Raw genomic sequence first — 17844 nt, forward strand, 5'->3', positions numbered from 1 at the left:
ATGAATAGCCACAGAGAATCCCTCTGTGGTTTTTTGCTGCGTTAAAAAGCAGATATAGTTGTAGAACCTATCTATGAAAGAGGTGTTAACTTTGCCTATTGCTAAACTGAATGGAACTTCGCTCTATTACGAAATCAATGGAACAGGGACTCCGGTTGTGTTTATCCATGGACATGGATTAACACATAGTATGTTCAAGCCACAATTAGAGTATTTTTCTGATAAATATAAAGTGATTCTGTGTGATTTACGGGGGAATGGCAAATCAGGTGAATTACTGCAGGCCCCAAACGAGATTATTGAAACCCAATGTCTAGATATAATAATGCTATTAAATGATTTGGGTATTCGTGAGGCTGTTTTTGTTGGGAGTGCCTATGGGGGGCTTGTCGTTCAACATATTGCGAAACAATATCCAGAGCGAGTAAAAGCGATTGTTGTCGCGGATAGCTTTTGTAGAAGTCAGGCGTCAACGATAATTGGTAAAATCCAGCTTATGGCTGCTTATTGTAGTTGGTTAATGTATTACGCTCCAAGTGAGCTTGTACTGCCTTCGATTCGTATGATGTACCGGGAACGCTGGAATCTGGCTTATAACGAGATTAGAAGAGGACTTCTCGATAAACGTCCACGGGAATTGTATCGGCAAAGGCTGGCTACGAGCCATGTGGATTACACTAGATGCTTAAAGTCTTTTAAGCGTCCCGCCTTATGTATTGTAGGTGACTTTAGTGAATTTGGAGTTAATTGTATGAAGGATATGGTGTCTCAGCTGCCACATGCTCAGTTAGTGATCATCCCTAACGCATTAGATCCTAGTAATCTGTGTCAGCCGGAGAAATTTAATGCTATACTTCAGCGGTTTTTGGAGAAACAGCAGGAAACTCAGCAGATTAGTTGATCTTAGTGGTAAGTGAGAAATGAGGGGCGTCCCATAGCCGGGGAGTATGTACTGGCTACGGGGCGTTCTTCTGTATGTCTGTATTTTGTACAATGCTGTCTACTGATGTAAGATTAAAGATATTCGAGATTAACTATCTAAAGGAGCTGAGTCATGATGTCTCAAGCCGAAACCATAAAATTGACCTCATTATCTTCAAAAGGGGGCTGCGGCTGCAAAATCGGTCCCGCCGATCTCATGCAGGTTATTCGCAGTCTACCACCAACCGTTCCTAATCCGGATCTACTTGTAGGTCTGGATACCAGTGATGACGCTGGGGTATATCGATTAAGTGATGATCTGGCGTTAGTGCAAACTGTTGATTTTTTCACGCCGATCGTGGATGACCCTTATTCCTTTGGGCAAATTGCAGCAGCTAATGCGTTAAGTGATATTTATGCTATGGGCGGCAAGCCGCTTACAGTGCTTAATATTGTGGCCTTCCCTATTTCTGTTTTGGACAAAAGCATTCTCGGTGACATTTTGCGCGGTGCAGCAGATAAAGTGCAGGAAGCAGGAGCAACGCTTGTGGGCGGACATTCCATCGACGATAAAGAGCCTAAATTTGGATTGGCCGTTACGGGCCTTGTGCACCCGGACAAAGTAAGAACGAATGCAGGTGCGCAGGTAGGAGACAAGCTGATTTTGACTAAACCTATCGGTGTGGGCATCTTAACGACTTCTATTAAAAAGGATCAGCTATCCCCAGAAGAAACTACACGCCTTACGACAGTCATGTCTACACTGAATAAAAAAGCGGCAGAAATCATGGAGCCCTATGATGTACATGCTTGTACAGATGTTACCGGATTCGGGTTGCTTGGACATGCCTCGGAAATGGCAAAAGGGAGCAATCACGGACTGATTATTCGTCAAGGCGATGTACCGATGCTGCCAAGAGTAAGAGAGCTCGCGGAGCAGGGCTTTGTTCCAGGCGGCACTAAGAATAACTTTGCCCATTTGGAGGGCAGTATTCTTTATCCGGAAGAGATGGACCAATTAAGCCGCTATATTCTGTGTGATGCTGTGACTTCCGGTGGATTGCTGATCTCTGTTGCTCCTGAACAAAGTGAGGATTTGCTAAAAGAGTTAGTAGATGCAGGTGTAGAAGCAGCATTGATCGGAGAGGTAACGGAAGAACATCCGGGTCAGATTGCAGTTATAGCTGCGCAATAACGCTGGAGTTCAGCTTAGAGGCGACCTAAGAAGTTAGCCACCAGAGGAGAGAGCGCATTGTTTCAGGATATTACACTGGAAGAACTAAGAGTGTTAAAGAATAAGAAGCAGATCACCGTTATCGACGTTCGATCTCCTTCTGAATATAAAGATGCAACGCTGCCGGATAGCTTGAATATTCCCTTTTTTGATGATGAGGAACGGGCTGAAGTAGGTACGTTGTATAAACAGACAAGTGTGCAGGCTGCGAAAGAACGCGGTTTGGAGATTGCTGCTGCGAAGCTACCTTCCTTTGTCAAAGAATTTGCTGCGATTCAAGGGGACAAGGCTGTATTCTGCTGGAGGGGAGGTATGCGCAGCCGTACAACTGCGACCGTACTTTCTTTAATGGATATTCACGCTTACCGATTGATTGGCGGCTATAAAGCTTACCGTAAATGGGTACTCGATGAACTGGAGTCCTATGAATTCAAGGCGAAGCCTTATGTCATTCATGGAAATACGGGTACAGGTAAAACAAACCTGCTGCACCGCCTGAAGGCACAGAGCTATCCTGTTTTGGATTTGGAAGGAATGGCAGGTCACCGCGGTTCTATCTTTGGCGAGATTGGACTTCATGCAAACAATCAAAAAACGTTCGATAGTCTTCTTATGGAGGAATTAATTAAGCTTGGGGATACTCCTTATGTACTGTTTGAAGCGGAGAGCAAAAAGATTGGGAAGGTCGTAATGCCCCCATTCATGGCCGAGCAGAAAGAGATTGGAACACAAATTTGGATTGAGATGCCACTACAAGCCAGAGTGCAGCAAATCCTTGAGGATTATCGACCAGAAGAATATAAAGAACAGTGCATTTCAGCATTTCGAAGTATCAAATCGCGAATTCATATCCCCATTGCGGCGGAAATCGAGCGTTGCTTGCAAGCTGATATGTTCGGAGAGGCTGTTGCGCTGCTGTTAGAATACTACTATGATCCTAAATACGATTATACGTCTACTCAGTATGAAGGCATTGAGAGAGTTACCTTTAAGGTGAACAATTTGGATGAAGCTGAGGCTGCGGTAATCTCTTTTTTAAGTAATCAGAAGGTATAAGCTTTATGTATCGTAAAGTATGAGGGGTTTAGAGGAGGCTTGGCTTAACAAATGATCTATTTAGACTATAACGCTACAACACCTGTAGATAAGGAAGTAGCAGAGGTTATGATTCCTTATCTTTATGGTCATTTTGGCAATCCTTCAAGCAGTCATTCTTTGGGACAAAAAGCTAAAGTCGGAATCGAGCGAGCAAGAACACAGGTGGCTAATTTCCTGAATTGTACGCCGGGTGAGGTGCTTTTTACAAGCGGGGGCAGCGAGTCGAATAATACCGTCATCAAGGGCGTCGCCCAAACGTATCGACATAAAGGCAATCACATTATTGTGTCTGCTGTGGAGCATCCTGCGGTAATTAAACCGTGTCAGTATCTGGAGCAGTTGGGCTACACGATTACTTATGTACCTGTTGACGCGTATGGAATGGTGCAGGTAGATGATGTGAAAAATCAGCTTACAGACCAAACTATACTAGTCTCCATTATGCACTCTAATAACGAAACGGGCACGATTCAGCCGATCAAAGAAATAGCCGAGGTCTGCCATGAACGGGGTGTCCTTGTCCATACCGATGCTTCGCAGTCCGCAGGAAAAGTAGAGCTTGATGTGGCTGAGTTAGGGGTGGATTTTCTAACGCTGGCAGGCCATAAATTATATGCGCCAAAAGGGATTGGAGCATTGTACATCCGAGAGGGCATTCACATCGAGCCATTAATTCACGGAGCAGGGCATGAGCAGGGGAGACGTGCCGGAACGGAAAACACCCCTTATATTATTGGATTAGGAAAAGCCTGTGAGCTTGCTTCGGACTTTGCTTCCAGAGAGCGTGTGAAAGAAGTAGCGGATTATTTCTACGATAGATTGCAGAACGCATTTGGCGACAGAATTCACCTGAATGGTCATAGGGATAAACGATTGCCCAACACGCTTAACGTTAGTTTTCTTGGAGCGGTGGGTCACGAAGTGATTGCTTCGCTGGAAGATGTGGCTGCCTCAACAGGTTCAGCTTGTCATTCTGGAGAAACATTGATTTCACCTGTTCTAAAGGCAATGAATGTCTCAGCATGTATTGGGCAGGGAGCGGTTCGTTTTAGTGTGGGACGGTATACGACTAAAGCGGAGATCGATGAGGTTAGCGGTAAGCTGAAAGAGTATTTGTTGTGAGTAGATTGCCAGGGATAGCTAAGTTTGCTCAATAGCGTCTCTCCGGATCGAAAGATTAAGAAATTTTAATCGAATATTATAACAAAAGCATCTGTCACTCCTTTAGTAGGGAGGGCAGATGCTTTTGTTTGTGTTAGTGATTATACAATAGTAAAGCCTGCACTTGCATAACCAGTGACTGTATTTACAAGGTTTAAACCTGTAGCAGTAGCTGAAAATACCATAAGAAGGCGAGTCTGTGGTGTTACAGTAAAATTGATGCCATTTGTAATTCCGCTGACAAAAGTTCCTAGATTAATTGTGCCTGTGATAGTTGGCAGAGGTACTAAGGCCCCAGGAACAGGTGTGAATGTATTATTTGGTAAAGTAGATTGGAATAATTGTGCCGTCACATTTACGGAAGTACCAAGAAGTGATAAAGCTACTGTATTACTGAAGTATGCAGCAATAGATGTTATCACTCCTGAACGAGGAACGGACATTGCAAAGTTGATAAGAGGTCCAAGAACAGTACCTGTCAAATCTATGTTTCCACCAACAAGAGAAATGCCTGTGGCTGAACTTCCGAAGCCTATAAGGCTTGTTGTTCCCACCAAACCACCTAAAATCGTGGTCATAATAATTGGTCCACCAGATGCCAGTGGAATGATTGCGCCATCACCGGTTGCCCCAGTAATTCCTGTAACTCCGGTAACCCCCGTAGCTCCAGCAAGCCCGGCAGTACCCGTCGCACCAGTCGGACCAGCAAGCCCGGCAGTACCCGTAGCCCCTGTTGGTCCAGCAAGCCCGGCAGTACCCGTAGCCCCTGTCGGACCAGCAAGCCCGGCGGTGCCTGTAGCCCCTGTCGGACCAGCAAGCCCGGCAGTACCCGTAGCCCCTGTCGGACCAGCAAGCCCGGCGGTGCCTGTAGCCCCTGTAGGACCAGCAAGCCCGGCAGTACCCGTCGCACCAGTCGGACCAGCAAGCCCGGCGGTGCCTGTAGCCCCTGTCGGTCCAGCAAGTCCGGCAGTACCCGTAGCCCCTGTCGGACCAGCAAGCCCGGCAGTACCTGTAGCCCCTGTCGGACCAGCAAGCCCGGCAGTACCTGTAGCCCCTGTCGGTCCAGCAAGTCCGGCAGTACCTGTCGCACCCGTCGCGCCAGCAATTCCAGCAGTACCTGTCGCGCCCGTTGCGCCAGCCAGCCCCGCAGTACCTGTCGCGCCTGTCGCTCCAGTTGCCCCTGCTCCAGGACCTGGAGGTCCCTGTATACCTTGCGCCCCAGTCGCACCCGTCGCGCCTGTCCCGCCAACACCATATTCTCCTTGAGGACCCTGAGGACCCTGCGCCCCTTGAGGTCCTTGCGGACCAGTCGCACCTGTTGCTCCACCAGCAATTAGTAAATAATCTGATGAACTACCTGGTGTTCCTTTGGGTCCGGCAACAGTAGCTATATAAGTGCTGCCATTAAAGGTTACTACTTGACCCGCTGGATACAATGGGCTTTGTGCCGGATTAAAGACTACAATACCTTGCAGCCCAGCACCAGTGGCTCCTTGAGGACCCTGAGGTCCTTGAGGTCCTTGAGGCCCTTGAGTTCCTTGGGGTCCCTGAGGACCTTGTGGCCCCGTCGCACCCTTAATAGGTAAGCCGAGCGCTTGTGAAATAGAAGCTTGAATATGTCTGATTTGAATTACCAACTGATCTTTGCAATGAGAGTCTATTTTCGTGGCGAGGATAAAAGATAATAACTCGGCTAACAGCTGTTGAAGATTAGTACCCACGCTCACGACGGAGAAGGGACTGACCTCAGTAGATACAATGGTTATTTCTACTACAGAAAGAAGCTCCGTTCTAAAAGGGCTGCATATCCTAGCCTCATGCAAGAATTCCATGAGCTCTCTTAACACTCTTTGAAGATTGGAAATATGAAGTGTAGTGGGATTCGTAAGTGCGGGAGGTACCACTGTAGCAAGCTCTGTGACTATTTTTAATAGTGCAGCACACTCTCTTTTTCTGACAGGACTGCTTATTCTTCCTTGTTTGTTTAGGATAGCGTCACCTTTGAATGGTCTATGATAATGATCTGACATGCTTCTGTATCTCCTCCTTGAGCTTCTCCTTTTCATACCTTTAAAAATTGGGAACCTGCCCAATCAGCATATTCAGAGAAGCTGAAGTTGTTACAGTAATCGCTCTGGAAGTCGATACACATGAACCTACATTAAAAAGGCAAGCCACCGCTAATACAGTAGCCTGCCTTTTTTGATAGAGTAGTTTAGTAGTGTTATTGATCTGTACTCCGTTCGCATTCTCACTCAGCCTTCAGTTTTATGAACGAGTATTAGAACGCCTGTATTCCATCGGCGTGATGCTGAAGTTGCGTTTGAACATCCGATGGAGATAAGAACTGCTCGTGAAACCGGCCATTTCAGCAATATCCGATACGGACAGATCGCTCTCTTTCAAGAGGCGACATACTTCCTGCATTCGTACATCCATGATGACATCCACAATAGCTGTCATTGTTTGCTGCTTATAAAGACGGCTGACATATATAGGTGACAGGTTAAGCTCATCAGCAATCTGGTTCAGGCCCAGGCTGGGGTCCGTGTAAGATTGATTGATTTTTTGGTTAATTTGACGGATCAGATCACTTTGCTTAGAGCTACGTTTATCGGCCTGTAATTCCTGAATATCATCGAAGAGTTGGTAAAAAGCTTCTTCAAGCTCCTTCATCGTCTCGTAATTCTCAAGTGAAGGTATCTTGAGGATATCTTCCACAGATGTAGAGCTGAGCTTTTTGATATTATCGATGATTCTCTTAATCGTTAGCGTCACCCTGGATAGCGTTAGTTCTAGTACATAGTAGGGGTATTGGTCCAATTCGCGCACGATGTCAGAGAAATGGCTACGGGCTTCGTCTGTTCTACCACTGGTGAGGGCATCGACCAGCTTTTTCTCGTTATCCGCAGGGTAAGAGTATAGGTTATTCTGCAATTCGTTAATCTTCTCTGCGTTGATTAGGCAGCCATGCCCATAAAAAAGTCTATGTTTAGAAGCCTCTTTGGCCTGGCTATATAGGTGGTTCAATCGATCTGGATTATCACTAACGGGACTGTACACTAGCGATAATCCTATTTTCAGATAATCGCAGCAAGCCACACGGATTTGTCGCAGCAGTACTTCGATCAATTCTGTATCGAGAGATTCAGCGGACGTCATACTGCTAAGTAACATAACTACGCTGTCGTCGTTCATATCTACGCTTTCCACTTGATAAGTCTGACCGCAAATTTCCGAAGCAATATTCATGATCGCGAACTTGTATGCAAGTAGATAAGCACCTCGCTCTTGTCGCAGGGTATTGTATTCATCAATACGCAGCAATACAAGCCGATAACCTTCGTTTAAGTTGAAAGCAATACTTAGTTGCTCGAAATCACTAGGCCGACTGCTGTGGGGGGCTTTTATACCGAGCACAAGATTACGTAATGAATTCTGTCTAATCGTAAACATACTGTTGCGCTTGTCAGCTTCAAGGCTATTCATTCGGCTTACAATGGAATCAATAGGAAGGTAGAGGCGTTTGGACAGCGTTCTAGAAATGATAAGTCCGAATATTAAAATAATCAAAGAAATCAGTAGTGTTGTATTACGGATTTGGTTGGTCTGTTCTGTGATCACATTATATGGAGTAATGCGAACATACTGCCAACCAAGAGAATCTGGTGAAGTATAGGACACTAGTGATTTCTGGCCTTGAAAAGGAGCTGTGAAATAACCTGCGGAGCGGGCTTTAACTTTATTCTCTATCCAGCTGCTTTCATCCCCTGAGAGTTTCTCCAATGTCAGCTTGTTCCCCGATAGAAACCGATCTTGGTCATCAAGAAGATAAGTATTACCACTACCGGCGGTATTGCTGTTAGCCAACTCCTTGTTTATCCAAGCTGCTGATATATTAACAATAACTGCAGAATTGATGGCGCGGTCCCAGTTGATCGCATCATAGCAGAGATAAGTATAGACAGCGATAGCTTCTGATTTGGGTTCGCCGATGGAATAGGTGCGTGGGATCGGAGTGAATGTTTTGTAATCCTGATAATGATTCAACATCTGTATGATTTCAGTGTCCTCTAACTCTCCTGTGGAGTACACACCATTCTGCCCTTGCGCCGCTGATATATATATAGTGTCATTATTCGGATTATAAACATAGATGGATTCAATGTATGGCATGGAGTTCAGATAGTTTCCGAGATCCGACATTGCAGCCGTAACCTCATAAATGGAAGGTTTGTTGTAGAACAACAGATGGGAAATAGTGGAGGTTCTGTACAGCTGAAATGAAAGCGTTTGAGCTACTTCAGCCATGTTGACTACTTTTTTGCCAGTCTGAGTTAGATCTCTTAGATCGGAACGGAAGGTCTGAGTCTTCTCGACGCCGATGTAGTATGTATAGTACACGATTGTAGAGACCAGAAGAGTTAACGAAATACATAGTGTAATCGTTGTTAGCAGCTTGCCATACAGCAGTCTTTTTCTCCGTATATCATTATTCTTCATAATAGCCCTCCCCCGAAATATATGCGGCTTATTGGATAAGGCTCTGGATGAACTCTAGATATGAAGTCCTCTTATTATAATTGCCCTAGAGTGAACAGAACAGTGGAGTAACACTAGAATGTTGTATTTTACCAATATATAGCTGTGAAGAAAATAAATATTTGTGCACTTATCATCATTATTTTCGGGATATTCGAGTGCATTCCCCTATTACACTGGCATTAACACTATTCATCGTTTCTTCATAAACATCCTTATTGTTCAACAGCGATTTCTCCAGTTTGTGCAGGAAAGCTATGAAGCTTCACTTCTGTGTTCAAAAGAACCACCCTATAGTGGAATTATGCAGTTTCTACATTAAAGGGAGTGAGAGACCTTGAGCCAAACCTCATCCAAAGGAATCTCAACCGTCGAACTTGGCATCCAGGCCGATGGAAGAGCACGCTTACGGACGACAAGAAAGAAGAAGGGATTTATTTATGAACTGATACACAATCGGATGATGTTTCTGATGCTGCTGCCCACCTTGATCTTTTTCTTAGTGAATTCTTATTTTCCAATGGTAGGTATCTATTATGCGTTCACTCAATTTGACTTCAACAGCAGTATGTTTAATTCCAAGTTCGTCGGCTTGCAGAATTTCGAGTTTCTCTGGAGATCCGGCACACTGGTGAAGCTGACGATGAACACGATAGGTTACAACATCGCTTTTATTGTACTTGGGAATGTGCTGGCGATTGCTTGTGCGATTCTCTTAAGTGAACTGAATGGGAAATGGTTTAAAAAGATTAGCCAATCGATAATGTTTCTACCATATTTCGTATCCTTCGTCATTCTAAGTGTTATTGTCTACAACCTGTTCAATTATGACAGCGGTTTCTTAAATACAATGCTTACACAATTTGGGCTTGATCCGGTGGACGTTTACAGCAAACCCTGGGCTTGGATTTTTCTAATTATTATCTTCTATCTATGGAAGAATCTCGGTTATAGCATGGTTATCTATCTAGCAGCGATTACAGGGATCAGTGATGAATATTATGAAGCGGCTAAGATCGATGGCGCTAATATTTTTCAACGGATTTGGTATATTACAGTGCCAATGCTGAAATCAACCTTTGTGGTGCTGCTGCTCTTTGCGCTCGGAAGTATTATGAAAGGGCAGTTTGATCTGTTCTATCAATTAATAGGAAACAACGGGCTTCTCTATAATACGACGGATATTCTCGATACCTACGTCTATCGCTCGCTTAAAGTAACGTTTGATGTGGGCATGGCTACTGCTGCTGGGGTCTATCAGTCCTTGTTCGGTTTTGTCCTCATCATGACGGTTAACTATATTATTCGCAAAATAAATGATGACTACGCCCTGTTCTAGGAGGACAAGAAATGAAAATTCAAAAGGATAAATATACACGGATGCTTCATGCAATCGCCTATGTGGTCATCATTGGACTGTCGGTTGCTTGCCTGCTGCCCTTTCTGCTAATTATATCCGCATCATTAACCAGCAATGAATCTATTATCCGGGATGGCTATCATCTGATTCCGGGGCAGTTCTCTCTTGAAGGCTACAAGACGGTGTTCATTTTCCCGGATGAAGTACTGCGTGCTTACACGGTCACCATCGTCACCACTGTAGTGGGAACGACATTAGGACTCTTCTTCATGACGATGGCTGGTTATGTGCTGGCCCGCAAGGATTTCAAATACCGCAATACCTTTTCCTTCTATATATACTTTACGACCTTGTTTGGTGGAGGACTTGTTCCTTGGTACATCATGATTACTAAATACCTCGGTCTGCTGGATTCCTATGCTGTATTGGTGCTACCAGGCCTGATGACACCGTTCTTAATTATTTTAATGAAGAATTTCGTTAAATCAGCAGTCCCTGAGGAGCTATTTGATTCTGGGAAAATCGATGGGGCCGGTGATTTCAGAATCTACTGGCAGATCGTCCTCAAGCTCTCCATGCCAGGGATTGCTACAGTCGGATTGTTCCTTGCATTGTATTACTGGAATGACTGGTTCACATCTTCACTGTTCATTAATGATACCCATAAATATCAACTGCAGTTCTATCTGTACAATGTTATCAATTCAGCGCAGTTCATTGCACAGATGGGCGCTGGAACTGGGGTGTCTCTGGCTACAGAAGTCCCTGCTGAGTCTACCAAAATGGCCATGGCGATTGTTGTGACTGGACCAATTCTATTTCTGTATCCATTCGTTCAGCGTTACTTCGTCAAAGGGTTGACCATCGGAGCTGTAAAAGGTTAGAACCGTAACCTTACCCCTACCCGGGTTTAGGTAAAGTCGGCTAACATAGAAGCATAGTGAAAAGGGAGGATTCAGATGAATAAGCTACGGGGCAAAAGCATGTCTATTCTGCTCACGTCAGTACTGAGCTTGGCTCTACTGGCAGGCTGTGGGGGGAATTCTAGTTCCACGAACGGGGAAAATGCAGCGGTAAAAGAGAGTACTAGCGGCGGGAATACGGCTCAGAGCACCAATGCTGAGACTGAGGAGAAGTCGGGGCTGGATACATCGAAGAAGGTAGAGCTGCAGTTTTATATGCTGGGCGATGCCCCGAAGGATCTTTCGAGCGTTGAAGCGGAAATTAACAAGATGGCTGAAGAGGATCTGAATGCAACCGTTAAATTCAACTATACAACTTGGACAGACTGGGATCAGAAGTACAAATTGCTACTATCTTCTGGACAATCGATTGATTTGATTTTTACTGCGGATTGGACACAGTATCAAGCTTATGCTAAAAAAGGAGCTTTTTTGGCTATAGATGATTTGCTGCCGACGGCTGCTCCAGCGCTCCAGCAATTTGTACCGCAGGATATGTGGGATGCAGTTAAGATTGATGGCAAGATTTACACTGTACCCGCGACCTATAAGGAATATGTAACTAACGGTTTCGTATGGCGTGAGGATCTGCGTAAGAAATACAATCTGCCTGAGCCGACAGATCTGGCCAGCTATGAGGCTTATATGGAAGGGATCAAGAAGAATGAACCGAAGATGTCGTCGGCATCCTTTAACAGTGATGTGAGGGGTAATCTGCATGATGTCTACACTACACTTACCGCGATGGTCGGAAGTCCGCTGCCTTATGGTATCGGAATCAAGTACAGCGATCCTTCGAAGGCTTATCTTTACTGGGGCTCGGAGGAACATAAAGAAGAACTGCTGACCATGAGACGTTGGCAGGAAAAAGGCCTAATCTCCAAAAATGTATTGAACGTGAAGGACACTCTTCAGGCTCCGGTTATTGCGGGTAAAGCGGCATCCATCTTCGGTGATAACCCGACTCGCTTCAACGATACGCTGATGAAAGTTAAAGCAGCTCATCCAGATTGGGAGTTGGGTTACTATCCTTATGGTAAAACAATCGGTTACGCAACACCGGTGCATCCTATTCATAATGGATTTGCTATTCCGAAGGGCAGCAAGAACCCGGAACGTGCATTAGCCTTTTATGAGAAGATGGTTTTGGATAAACGTTATAACCAGCTGACACAATACGGTGTTGAGGGAAAAAATTATAAGGTTGATGCAAACGGCTATTATGAGCTTATTGGAGATGCTTCTACGAACGGCTTCACTCGTGAAGGGATGAACGGCTGGGCATGGCGGAACCCGGAATTTATGTTATTCGACAAATCCTATGATGGCGTCAAAGAGATTTTCGCTGAGCTTGATAAGATTCAGAAGCCGGATATCTTCACAGGATTTGCAGAAGATTACACCTCTTATCAGGCTGAAAAAGCGGCGCTGGAACAGGTAGAAAAGCAATACCTGTATCCGCTGCAAGCCGGATTGGTAGAGGATGTTGATGCGGGTCTAGCTACCTTTATGGAGAAGGCTAAGCAAGCCGGCCTTGAGAAAATTCAGGCGGAATATATCAAGCAATGGAATGCTTACGTACAGGAGAAGGGTCTGTAATAAAAAAGAGCAAGGGATGTTCCTTAAGCCATAAAGGCGGGGAGCATCCCTTTTTTGTATTTTAGGAGACTACGAGAAGCGCTGGCGGAATTCCCGCGGAGTGGTTCCCTCAATGCGGACGAAGCTGGAGCTGAAGTAAGGCGCTTGATTGAAGCCGACCTCCTCGGCGATCCGGGCAATCGTGTAACTGGTCTGCATCAGTAATAGCTTACTCTGCTGAATTCGGTAGTGCAGCAGGTAATCCATAGGTGCACAGCCGTATTCCTTTTTCATGCAACGAGCGATATATACAGGATGAAAGTTCAGGTTCTCCCCTAGCTGCTGTGCTGTGATACGCTCACGGAAATGACTACGCAAGTAGGAGGCAGCTTGCTCTGCACATATTTTGGAGGGAGAGGGACGCTCATGGCGCAGAGAGGCAGATAATTGCTGGAGAACCTCTTGGAATAGCAGCTGCTGCTGAAATGGAGTATTGCTCAAATGGGAATTAGGCGCTAGTTGATTCAGCTGCGAGAGCAGTTCTTCCATCTTGGACGGTTGTAGCAGAGAGGTATATTGGGGCAGCTGTAAGGTAAAAGTGCGTATATTAAATTCGTCTGAATGAAGAGGATGCTCCACTCTGGTATGTTCTGTCTCTGGTGTTGAAGCTGTAGCCTCGGAAATATTCCAATCGCCCACTGTCTGAAAATGCAGCCAATAATAAGAGGTGTGTTCCTTGCAGCTGTCCGTACTGAAATGATGGCTATCTGGACGAAGAAGCAGTGCCTGACCTGCACGTACCTGAAAGGTGAGACCTCCTTCATTCATATATAGGCAGCCCTGCTTGACTACAAGCAAGTCAAATACCTTGATATTGTGGCGGCTCATGTGGTAATGCCCTGGTGAGAAGGTGTGCAATCCACTTACGATATAATAGGGCATTGGCGGGACGATAAAATTAATAATGTTCATGGAGAGATCTCCTTTTATGAGGTTGAAATAATGAAATTATTGGTTTGAAATCTGTACCATCACCAAAAGTATATCATCTATAATTTAGTCTGACCTAAAGAAAAAATATGCTGTTTCTTAGGTCTAGTATGCATGTTTGGTTTAAGGGGAGGTTTATTTAGTGAAAAAAGAAAGACAGGGCTTTGGACTATGGGTATTGGCTTGGCCTATATTTATAGAGGTGTTTCTTCAGACCCTGCTAGGTACGGTAGATACACTCATGGTCAGCCGTATTTCAGACGATGCAGTCGCCGTAGTCGGCATTTCCAATCAATTGTTCGGTGCGTTGACCACACTTTTTACCACCTTTGCGGGCGGTGCGGGGATCCTGATCGCGCAAAGAATGGGTTCAAAACGTTTCAGCGAAGCGCGTACGATTGCAATTATGGGCGTATCGGTTAGTCTCATTCTTGGTATTGTCGTGAGTATCATCCTGTTCTTCTATGCGGGTCCAATAGCGGGGATTCTAAATATATCGCCTGAGCTATTATCACTGTCCAATATCTATATCTCGTATGTCGGTGGCGGTCTGTTTTTGGTGGGGATGATTGCTTCCCTTGGAACAGCGATTCGTAATACAGGGAATACCAGAGGACCAATGTACACAGGGGTCATCATAAATGTCATTCACATTATTCTGAACTATACTTTTATATTCGGGATGTTCGGTCTGCCACAGCTAGGGCTTGCGGGAATCGCAATCTCAAGTATTATCAGTAGACTGGTCGGTGTGATCATGCTGTATACCATGTTTAGAGGTTCCTTCGAGATTAAGATTAGACTTAGGGATTTCCGTATATTCAACGGCAAGCTATTCAAGGAAATTATAAGGATTGCTTGGCCTCTAGGGATTAATTCTTCCTGCTGGGTGTTCTCGCAGTTGATTGTCTATTCCTTTCTAGCCGCACTGGGGGCTGAAGCGTTAGCCGCACGGACTTATCTCAATACCTTAGAGTCCTTTTGCTTCACGTTAGGGTATGCAATCGCGCTGGCTGGACAGATACAGATCGCGCATTTGTTCGGGGCAGGGAAGCTGAAAGAGGCTTATCGTAGTGCATATCGCACGCTGTATATCGGCTTGGCTATTGTATCAGCGAACATGTTACTGCTATTTCTTTTCGGCAGGAATCTACTAGGTTATTTTACTTCCGACCCGCGGATTATTGCGATTGGGATTTCCCTACTGGCCCTAAATCTCCTACTGCAACCTTGCAAAATGCTGAATATGGGCATGGGTAATGCGCTGAACGCCATCGGCGATACCCGTTATACGATGTATACTTCCATCGTGTCTATGTCCATTATTGGAGTGGGATGTTCTTACTGGTTTGGAATCAGCTTAGGCTGGGGGCTCACAGGGATCTACTGCTGTATGATTGCTGATGAATTTGTGCGGGGGATGCTTGTTCTAATGCGCTGGAGAGGGAGGAAAGTTATCCGTCAGGCGGATATCGGTTTGAGTGAAGGGAATGCCTCACTACATGGAGCCGGGAAAAGAAGTACTTCGTTAACTATATGAGCGGGACTCTATAAGCCGACCATGGTGGGCAATGGAGTGTAATGATGTCTTTTTGCACCAATAGCAATAGTGTCTCTGGGGTCCGATAGTTGCCCAAAAGAGCCGTTTTTTCGAAAATAGCGACTCTGGAGTCCAATAGAAAGTTTGAGAACTGCAAGTAACATCGAGCGACAACAAACATCAAGCATTCCAAGCACCACTGAGCACCCTAAGCGCGCCAAGCACCAATTCCCATCTGCTGCGCAATCGCCCACCGAGCTGTGGGTGTTGGGTGATGTTTTTGGAGAGAGGCTACCCATGAGTAAATAATTACTTAGGGGTTAGCCTCTTTTTTGTGCGAGTATAAAATTTAAGTTTGATGGTTCTGAAATTTGATTATTCATTCATATAGAATTTGATTCTATGATATAAATGAGTTAGCCTTTAGAGCATGGGTACCTGTTTTATGAATACATACTACTGAAGGGTTTGAGGAAAATGCCGTTAAAATGGAGAGGCTTGACGATCCTAACACTGCTCTTAATGATGATACTAATATCGGGATGTTCTAATGGTACCGTTCACGTCACGGTGAATAAGAATCAAAGCGTAGATTTAGCAATGAATGTGAAATTGGATTCCCGAACAGAAGCATTGATCAGCGATAAAATGGAGAAGAGTCTGACAGATAAATTGAAGGAGGAAGGGATTCAGCTAGAAAAACGACAAGAAGGTAAGTCTACAGTCTATGAAATCCAGAAAAATTACGCTTCATTTGAGGATATAGGTTCAACCTCTATGGGGCTGGATATTGTGGATCTACAGCTCGTTACTAAAAAGAATTTGTTATTTACTAAGTATGATGTTGAAGCGCAGCCTCAATTTAATAGCTATGTGGATACTATTATGGATAACATGGGGACATTGAGTTTATCAAAGCCGATTATTCGGGCGGTGTTGAAAAACTTTGCATTTGATTTTAAACTAACGTTGCCAATAGATCTGATTGGTGATAATAATGCAGCTGTTGATGAAGGCAGAACACTTACCTGGAATGTTACGCTGGGGGATACGGAGCCGATCAAAATGCAGCTTTATGTGCCAAATGTATGGAATATAGTGATCGTGTTAATCATCCTAGTGGTGGTAATCATTGCTGCGATTCTATTTTTCGTCAGAAAAAGAAAACACCGTAAAGTAAATCGTGCTTAAGTAGTTCGAGATATGTATTGATAGTGCCGGGAAGCCATGCTGCTTTACCGGCATTCTTTACTTTATAGCAGGTGTAGAGTTATAATTAGTACCAAGTACTAATATCAGATACTAAATGAAGAGGTGATTGGAATGACAGGTGCAAAAATTACAGCTATCGGAACTTATGTCCCGGCTAAAAGACTGACCAATGCCGATCTTGAGCAGATGGTGGATACTGATAATGAGTGGATTGTGGGGCGTACTGGAATTCGTGAACGCAGAATTAGTCGGCAGGATGAATACACAAGCGATTTATGTGTATCGGCAGTACAGGATCTAATGAAACGTTATGGAAAAAACGTTGAGGATGTGGATATGGTCCTTGTAGCTACTAGTACACCTGATTTTTCCTTTCCCTCAGTAGCTTCTTTGATTCAAGACCGCTTAAATATTCCGCAGACTGCAGGAGCTATAGATTTGAGCGCAGCTTGTGCAGGTTTTGTATATGCGCTTCATACAGCTCATAGCTATGTTGCTTCAGGGATGCACCGTAAGGTTCTAGTGATTGGTGCGGATACGATCTCCAAGATTACAGATTATACTGATCGCAGTACATGTATCCTTTTTGGTGATGGGGCCGGTGCAGTGCTTGTGGAGAGTGATAAGCAATCGACGGGATTTTTAGGCTTTCAGCTAGCTAGTGATGGCAGCGGCGCGCATCATGTGTATCGCACGGGTCTAGCCCATACGGTGAATAATATTGAACTGGTAGATACACAGATGCTCGTACAGAACGGACGCGAGGTATTTCGTTGGGCGGTCAGAACCGTTCCTCTCGGTGTACAGCAGCTTCTTGAAAAAGCAGAAGTGGGTCTGGAGCAAGTCGATTGGTTTATTCCACACAGCGCAAATATGAGAATGATTGAGCCGATTTGCGAGCGTATGAACTATCCGATGGAGCAAGTGCTGCATAGTCTTGTGAATTTTGGCAATACTTCTGCCGCAACAATTCCCTTAGCTCTTGATTTGGGCATTCGTGAAGGCAAAGTAAAGAACGGGCACAAGATTCTGATGTATGGCTTTGGTGCGGGGCTGACGCAGGCCGGTCAACTGGTAGAGCTGAACTTGGATGAGCAAGTAGGGGAGCCAACTTTATTGTGAGTTGTTCAGGTAAACATAAATAATAAAACTTTGTTAAAGCAACGACCGTTTCTCGGTATTTTTTCGAGGAACGGTCGTTTTTGTTTCATTACTAAAAGTATTCTTGGGCATATATTATGCATGT

13 protein-coding genes are annotated in these 17844 nt (G+C 44.8%); 10 read left to right on the top strand and 3 right to left on the bottom strand.

The annotated features are described in order from the left end of the window. The first annotated feature begins 73 nt into the window (after nt 1-73). The 4 genes from MKX35_RS07930 to MKX35_RS07945 all read left to right on the top strand — a co-directional run bounded on the left by MKX35_RS07930 (nt 74) and on the right by MKX35_RS07945 (nt 4375). Complete coding sequence (locus tag MKX35_RS07930; protein ID WP_081383015.1) at nt 74-901, top strand: alpha/beta fold hydrolase; 828 nt, start codon at nt 74-76, stop codon at nt 899-901. 156 nt (nt 902-1057) lie between these two features. Continuing rightward, nucleotides 1058-2116 (top strand): selenide, water dikinase SelD, encoded by a 1059-nt coding sequence (gene selD, locus MKX35_RS07935; RefSeq protein ID WP_042191699.1) that lies wholly within the window; start codon nt 1058-1060, stop codon nt 2114-2116. Nucleotides 2117-2173: 57 nt separating this feature from the next. Then, complete coding sequence (gene mnmH / locus MKX35_RS07940) at nt 2174-3211, top strand: tRNA 2-selenouridine(34) synthase MnmH (protein WP_076300379.1); 1038 nt, start codon at nt 2174-2176, stop codon at nt 3209-3211. Nucleotides 3212-3262: 51 nt separating this feature from the next. Continuing rightward, entirely contained in the window at nt 3263-4375 is a 1113-nt protein-coding gene (locus MKX35_RS07945) for a cysteine desulfurase family protein (protein WP_076300378.1), read from the top strand. 140 nt (nt 4376-4515) lie between these two features. Here MKX35_RS07945 and MKX35_RS07950 read toward each other — a convergent pair whose 3' ends face one another. Beyond that, entirely contained in the window at nt 4516-6444 is a 1929-nt protein-coding gene (locus MKX35_RS07950; RefSeq protein WP_076300377.1) for an exosporium glycoprotein BclB-related protein, read from the bottom strand. A 238-nt stretch (nt 6445-6682) separates the two neighbouring features. Continuing rightward, nucleotides 6683-8917 carry an AraC family transcriptional regulator gene (locus MKX35_RS07955; protein WP_076300376.1) on the bottom strand — a complete coding sequence of 745 codons (2235 nt, stop codon included), beginning with the start codon at nt 8915-8917 and terminating at the stop codon, nt 6683-6685. 499 nt (nt 8918-9416) lie between these two features. On the opposite strand from MKX35_RS07955, the gene MKX35_RS07960 reads away from it, so the two are divergent. The 3 genes from MKX35_RS07960 (at nt 9417) to MKX35_RS07970 (ending at nt 12877) form a co-directional block, all read left to right on the top strand. Continuing rightward, the gene (locus tag MKX35_RS07960; RefSeq protein ID WP_143759548.1) at nt 9417-10295 is read left to right on the top strand and encodes an ABC transporter permease; all 879 of its coding nucleotides are present in this window, start codon (nt 9417-9419) and stop codon (nt 10293-10295) included. A gap of 11 nt (nt 10296-10306) precedes the next feature. Next, the gene (locus MKX35_RS07965) at nt 10307-11200 is read left to right on the top strand and encodes a carbohydrate ABC transporter permease (RefSeq protein ID WP_042191692.1); all 894 of its coding nucleotides are present in this window, start codon (nt 10307-10309) and stop codon (nt 11198-11200) included. A 75-nt stretch (nt 11201-11275) separates the two neighbouring features. After that, the gene (locus tag MKX35_RS07970; protein ID WP_076300375.1) at nt 11276-12877 is read left to right on the top strand and encodes an extracellular solute-binding protein; all 1602 of its coding nucleotides are present in this window, start codon (nt 11276-11278) and stop codon (nt 12875-12877) included. A gap of 69 nt (nt 12878-12946) precedes the next feature. Here MKX35_RS07970 and MKX35_RS07975 read toward each other — a convergent pair whose 3' ends face one another. After that, nucleotides 12947-13828, bottom strand: a complete 882-nt coding sequence (locus MKX35_RS07975) for a helix-turn-helix transcriptional regulator (protein ID WP_076300374.1) — start codon at nt 13826-13828, stop codon at nt 12947-12949. A gap of 160 nt (nt 13829-13988) precedes the next feature. On the opposite strand from MKX35_RS07975, the gene MKX35_RS07980 reads away from it, so the two are divergent. The 3 genes from MKX35_RS07980 (at nt 13989) to MKX35_RS07990 (ending at nt 17720) form a co-directional block, all read left to right on the top strand. After that, a complete protein-coding gene (locus MKX35_RS07980; protein ID WP_042191684.1) occupies nt 13989-15386 on the top strand; it encodes an MATE family efflux transporter in 1398 nt (465 codons plus the stop codon). Between the two features lie 522 nt (nt 15387-15908). Continuing rightward, entirely contained in the window at nt 15909-16577 is a 669-nt protein-coding gene (locus MKX35_RS07985) for a hypothetical protein (protein ID WP_341044020.1), read from the top strand. Between the two features lie 132 nt (nt 16578-16709). Beyond that, nucleotides 16710-17720 carry a ketoacyl-ACP synthase III gene (locus tag MKX35_RS07990; protein ID WP_076300372.1) on the top strand — a complete coding sequence of 337 codons (1011 nt, stop codon included), beginning with the start codon at nt 16710-16712 and terminating at the stop codon, nt 17718-17720. Nucleotides 17721-17844 lie beyond the last annotated feature (124 nt).

This window comes from Paenibacillus sp. FSL R5-0923, assembly GCF_038009145.1.
In the GTDB taxonomy this organism is placed as follows: Bacteria; Bacillota; Bacilli; order Paenibacillales; family Paenibacillaceae; genus Paenibacillus_AQ.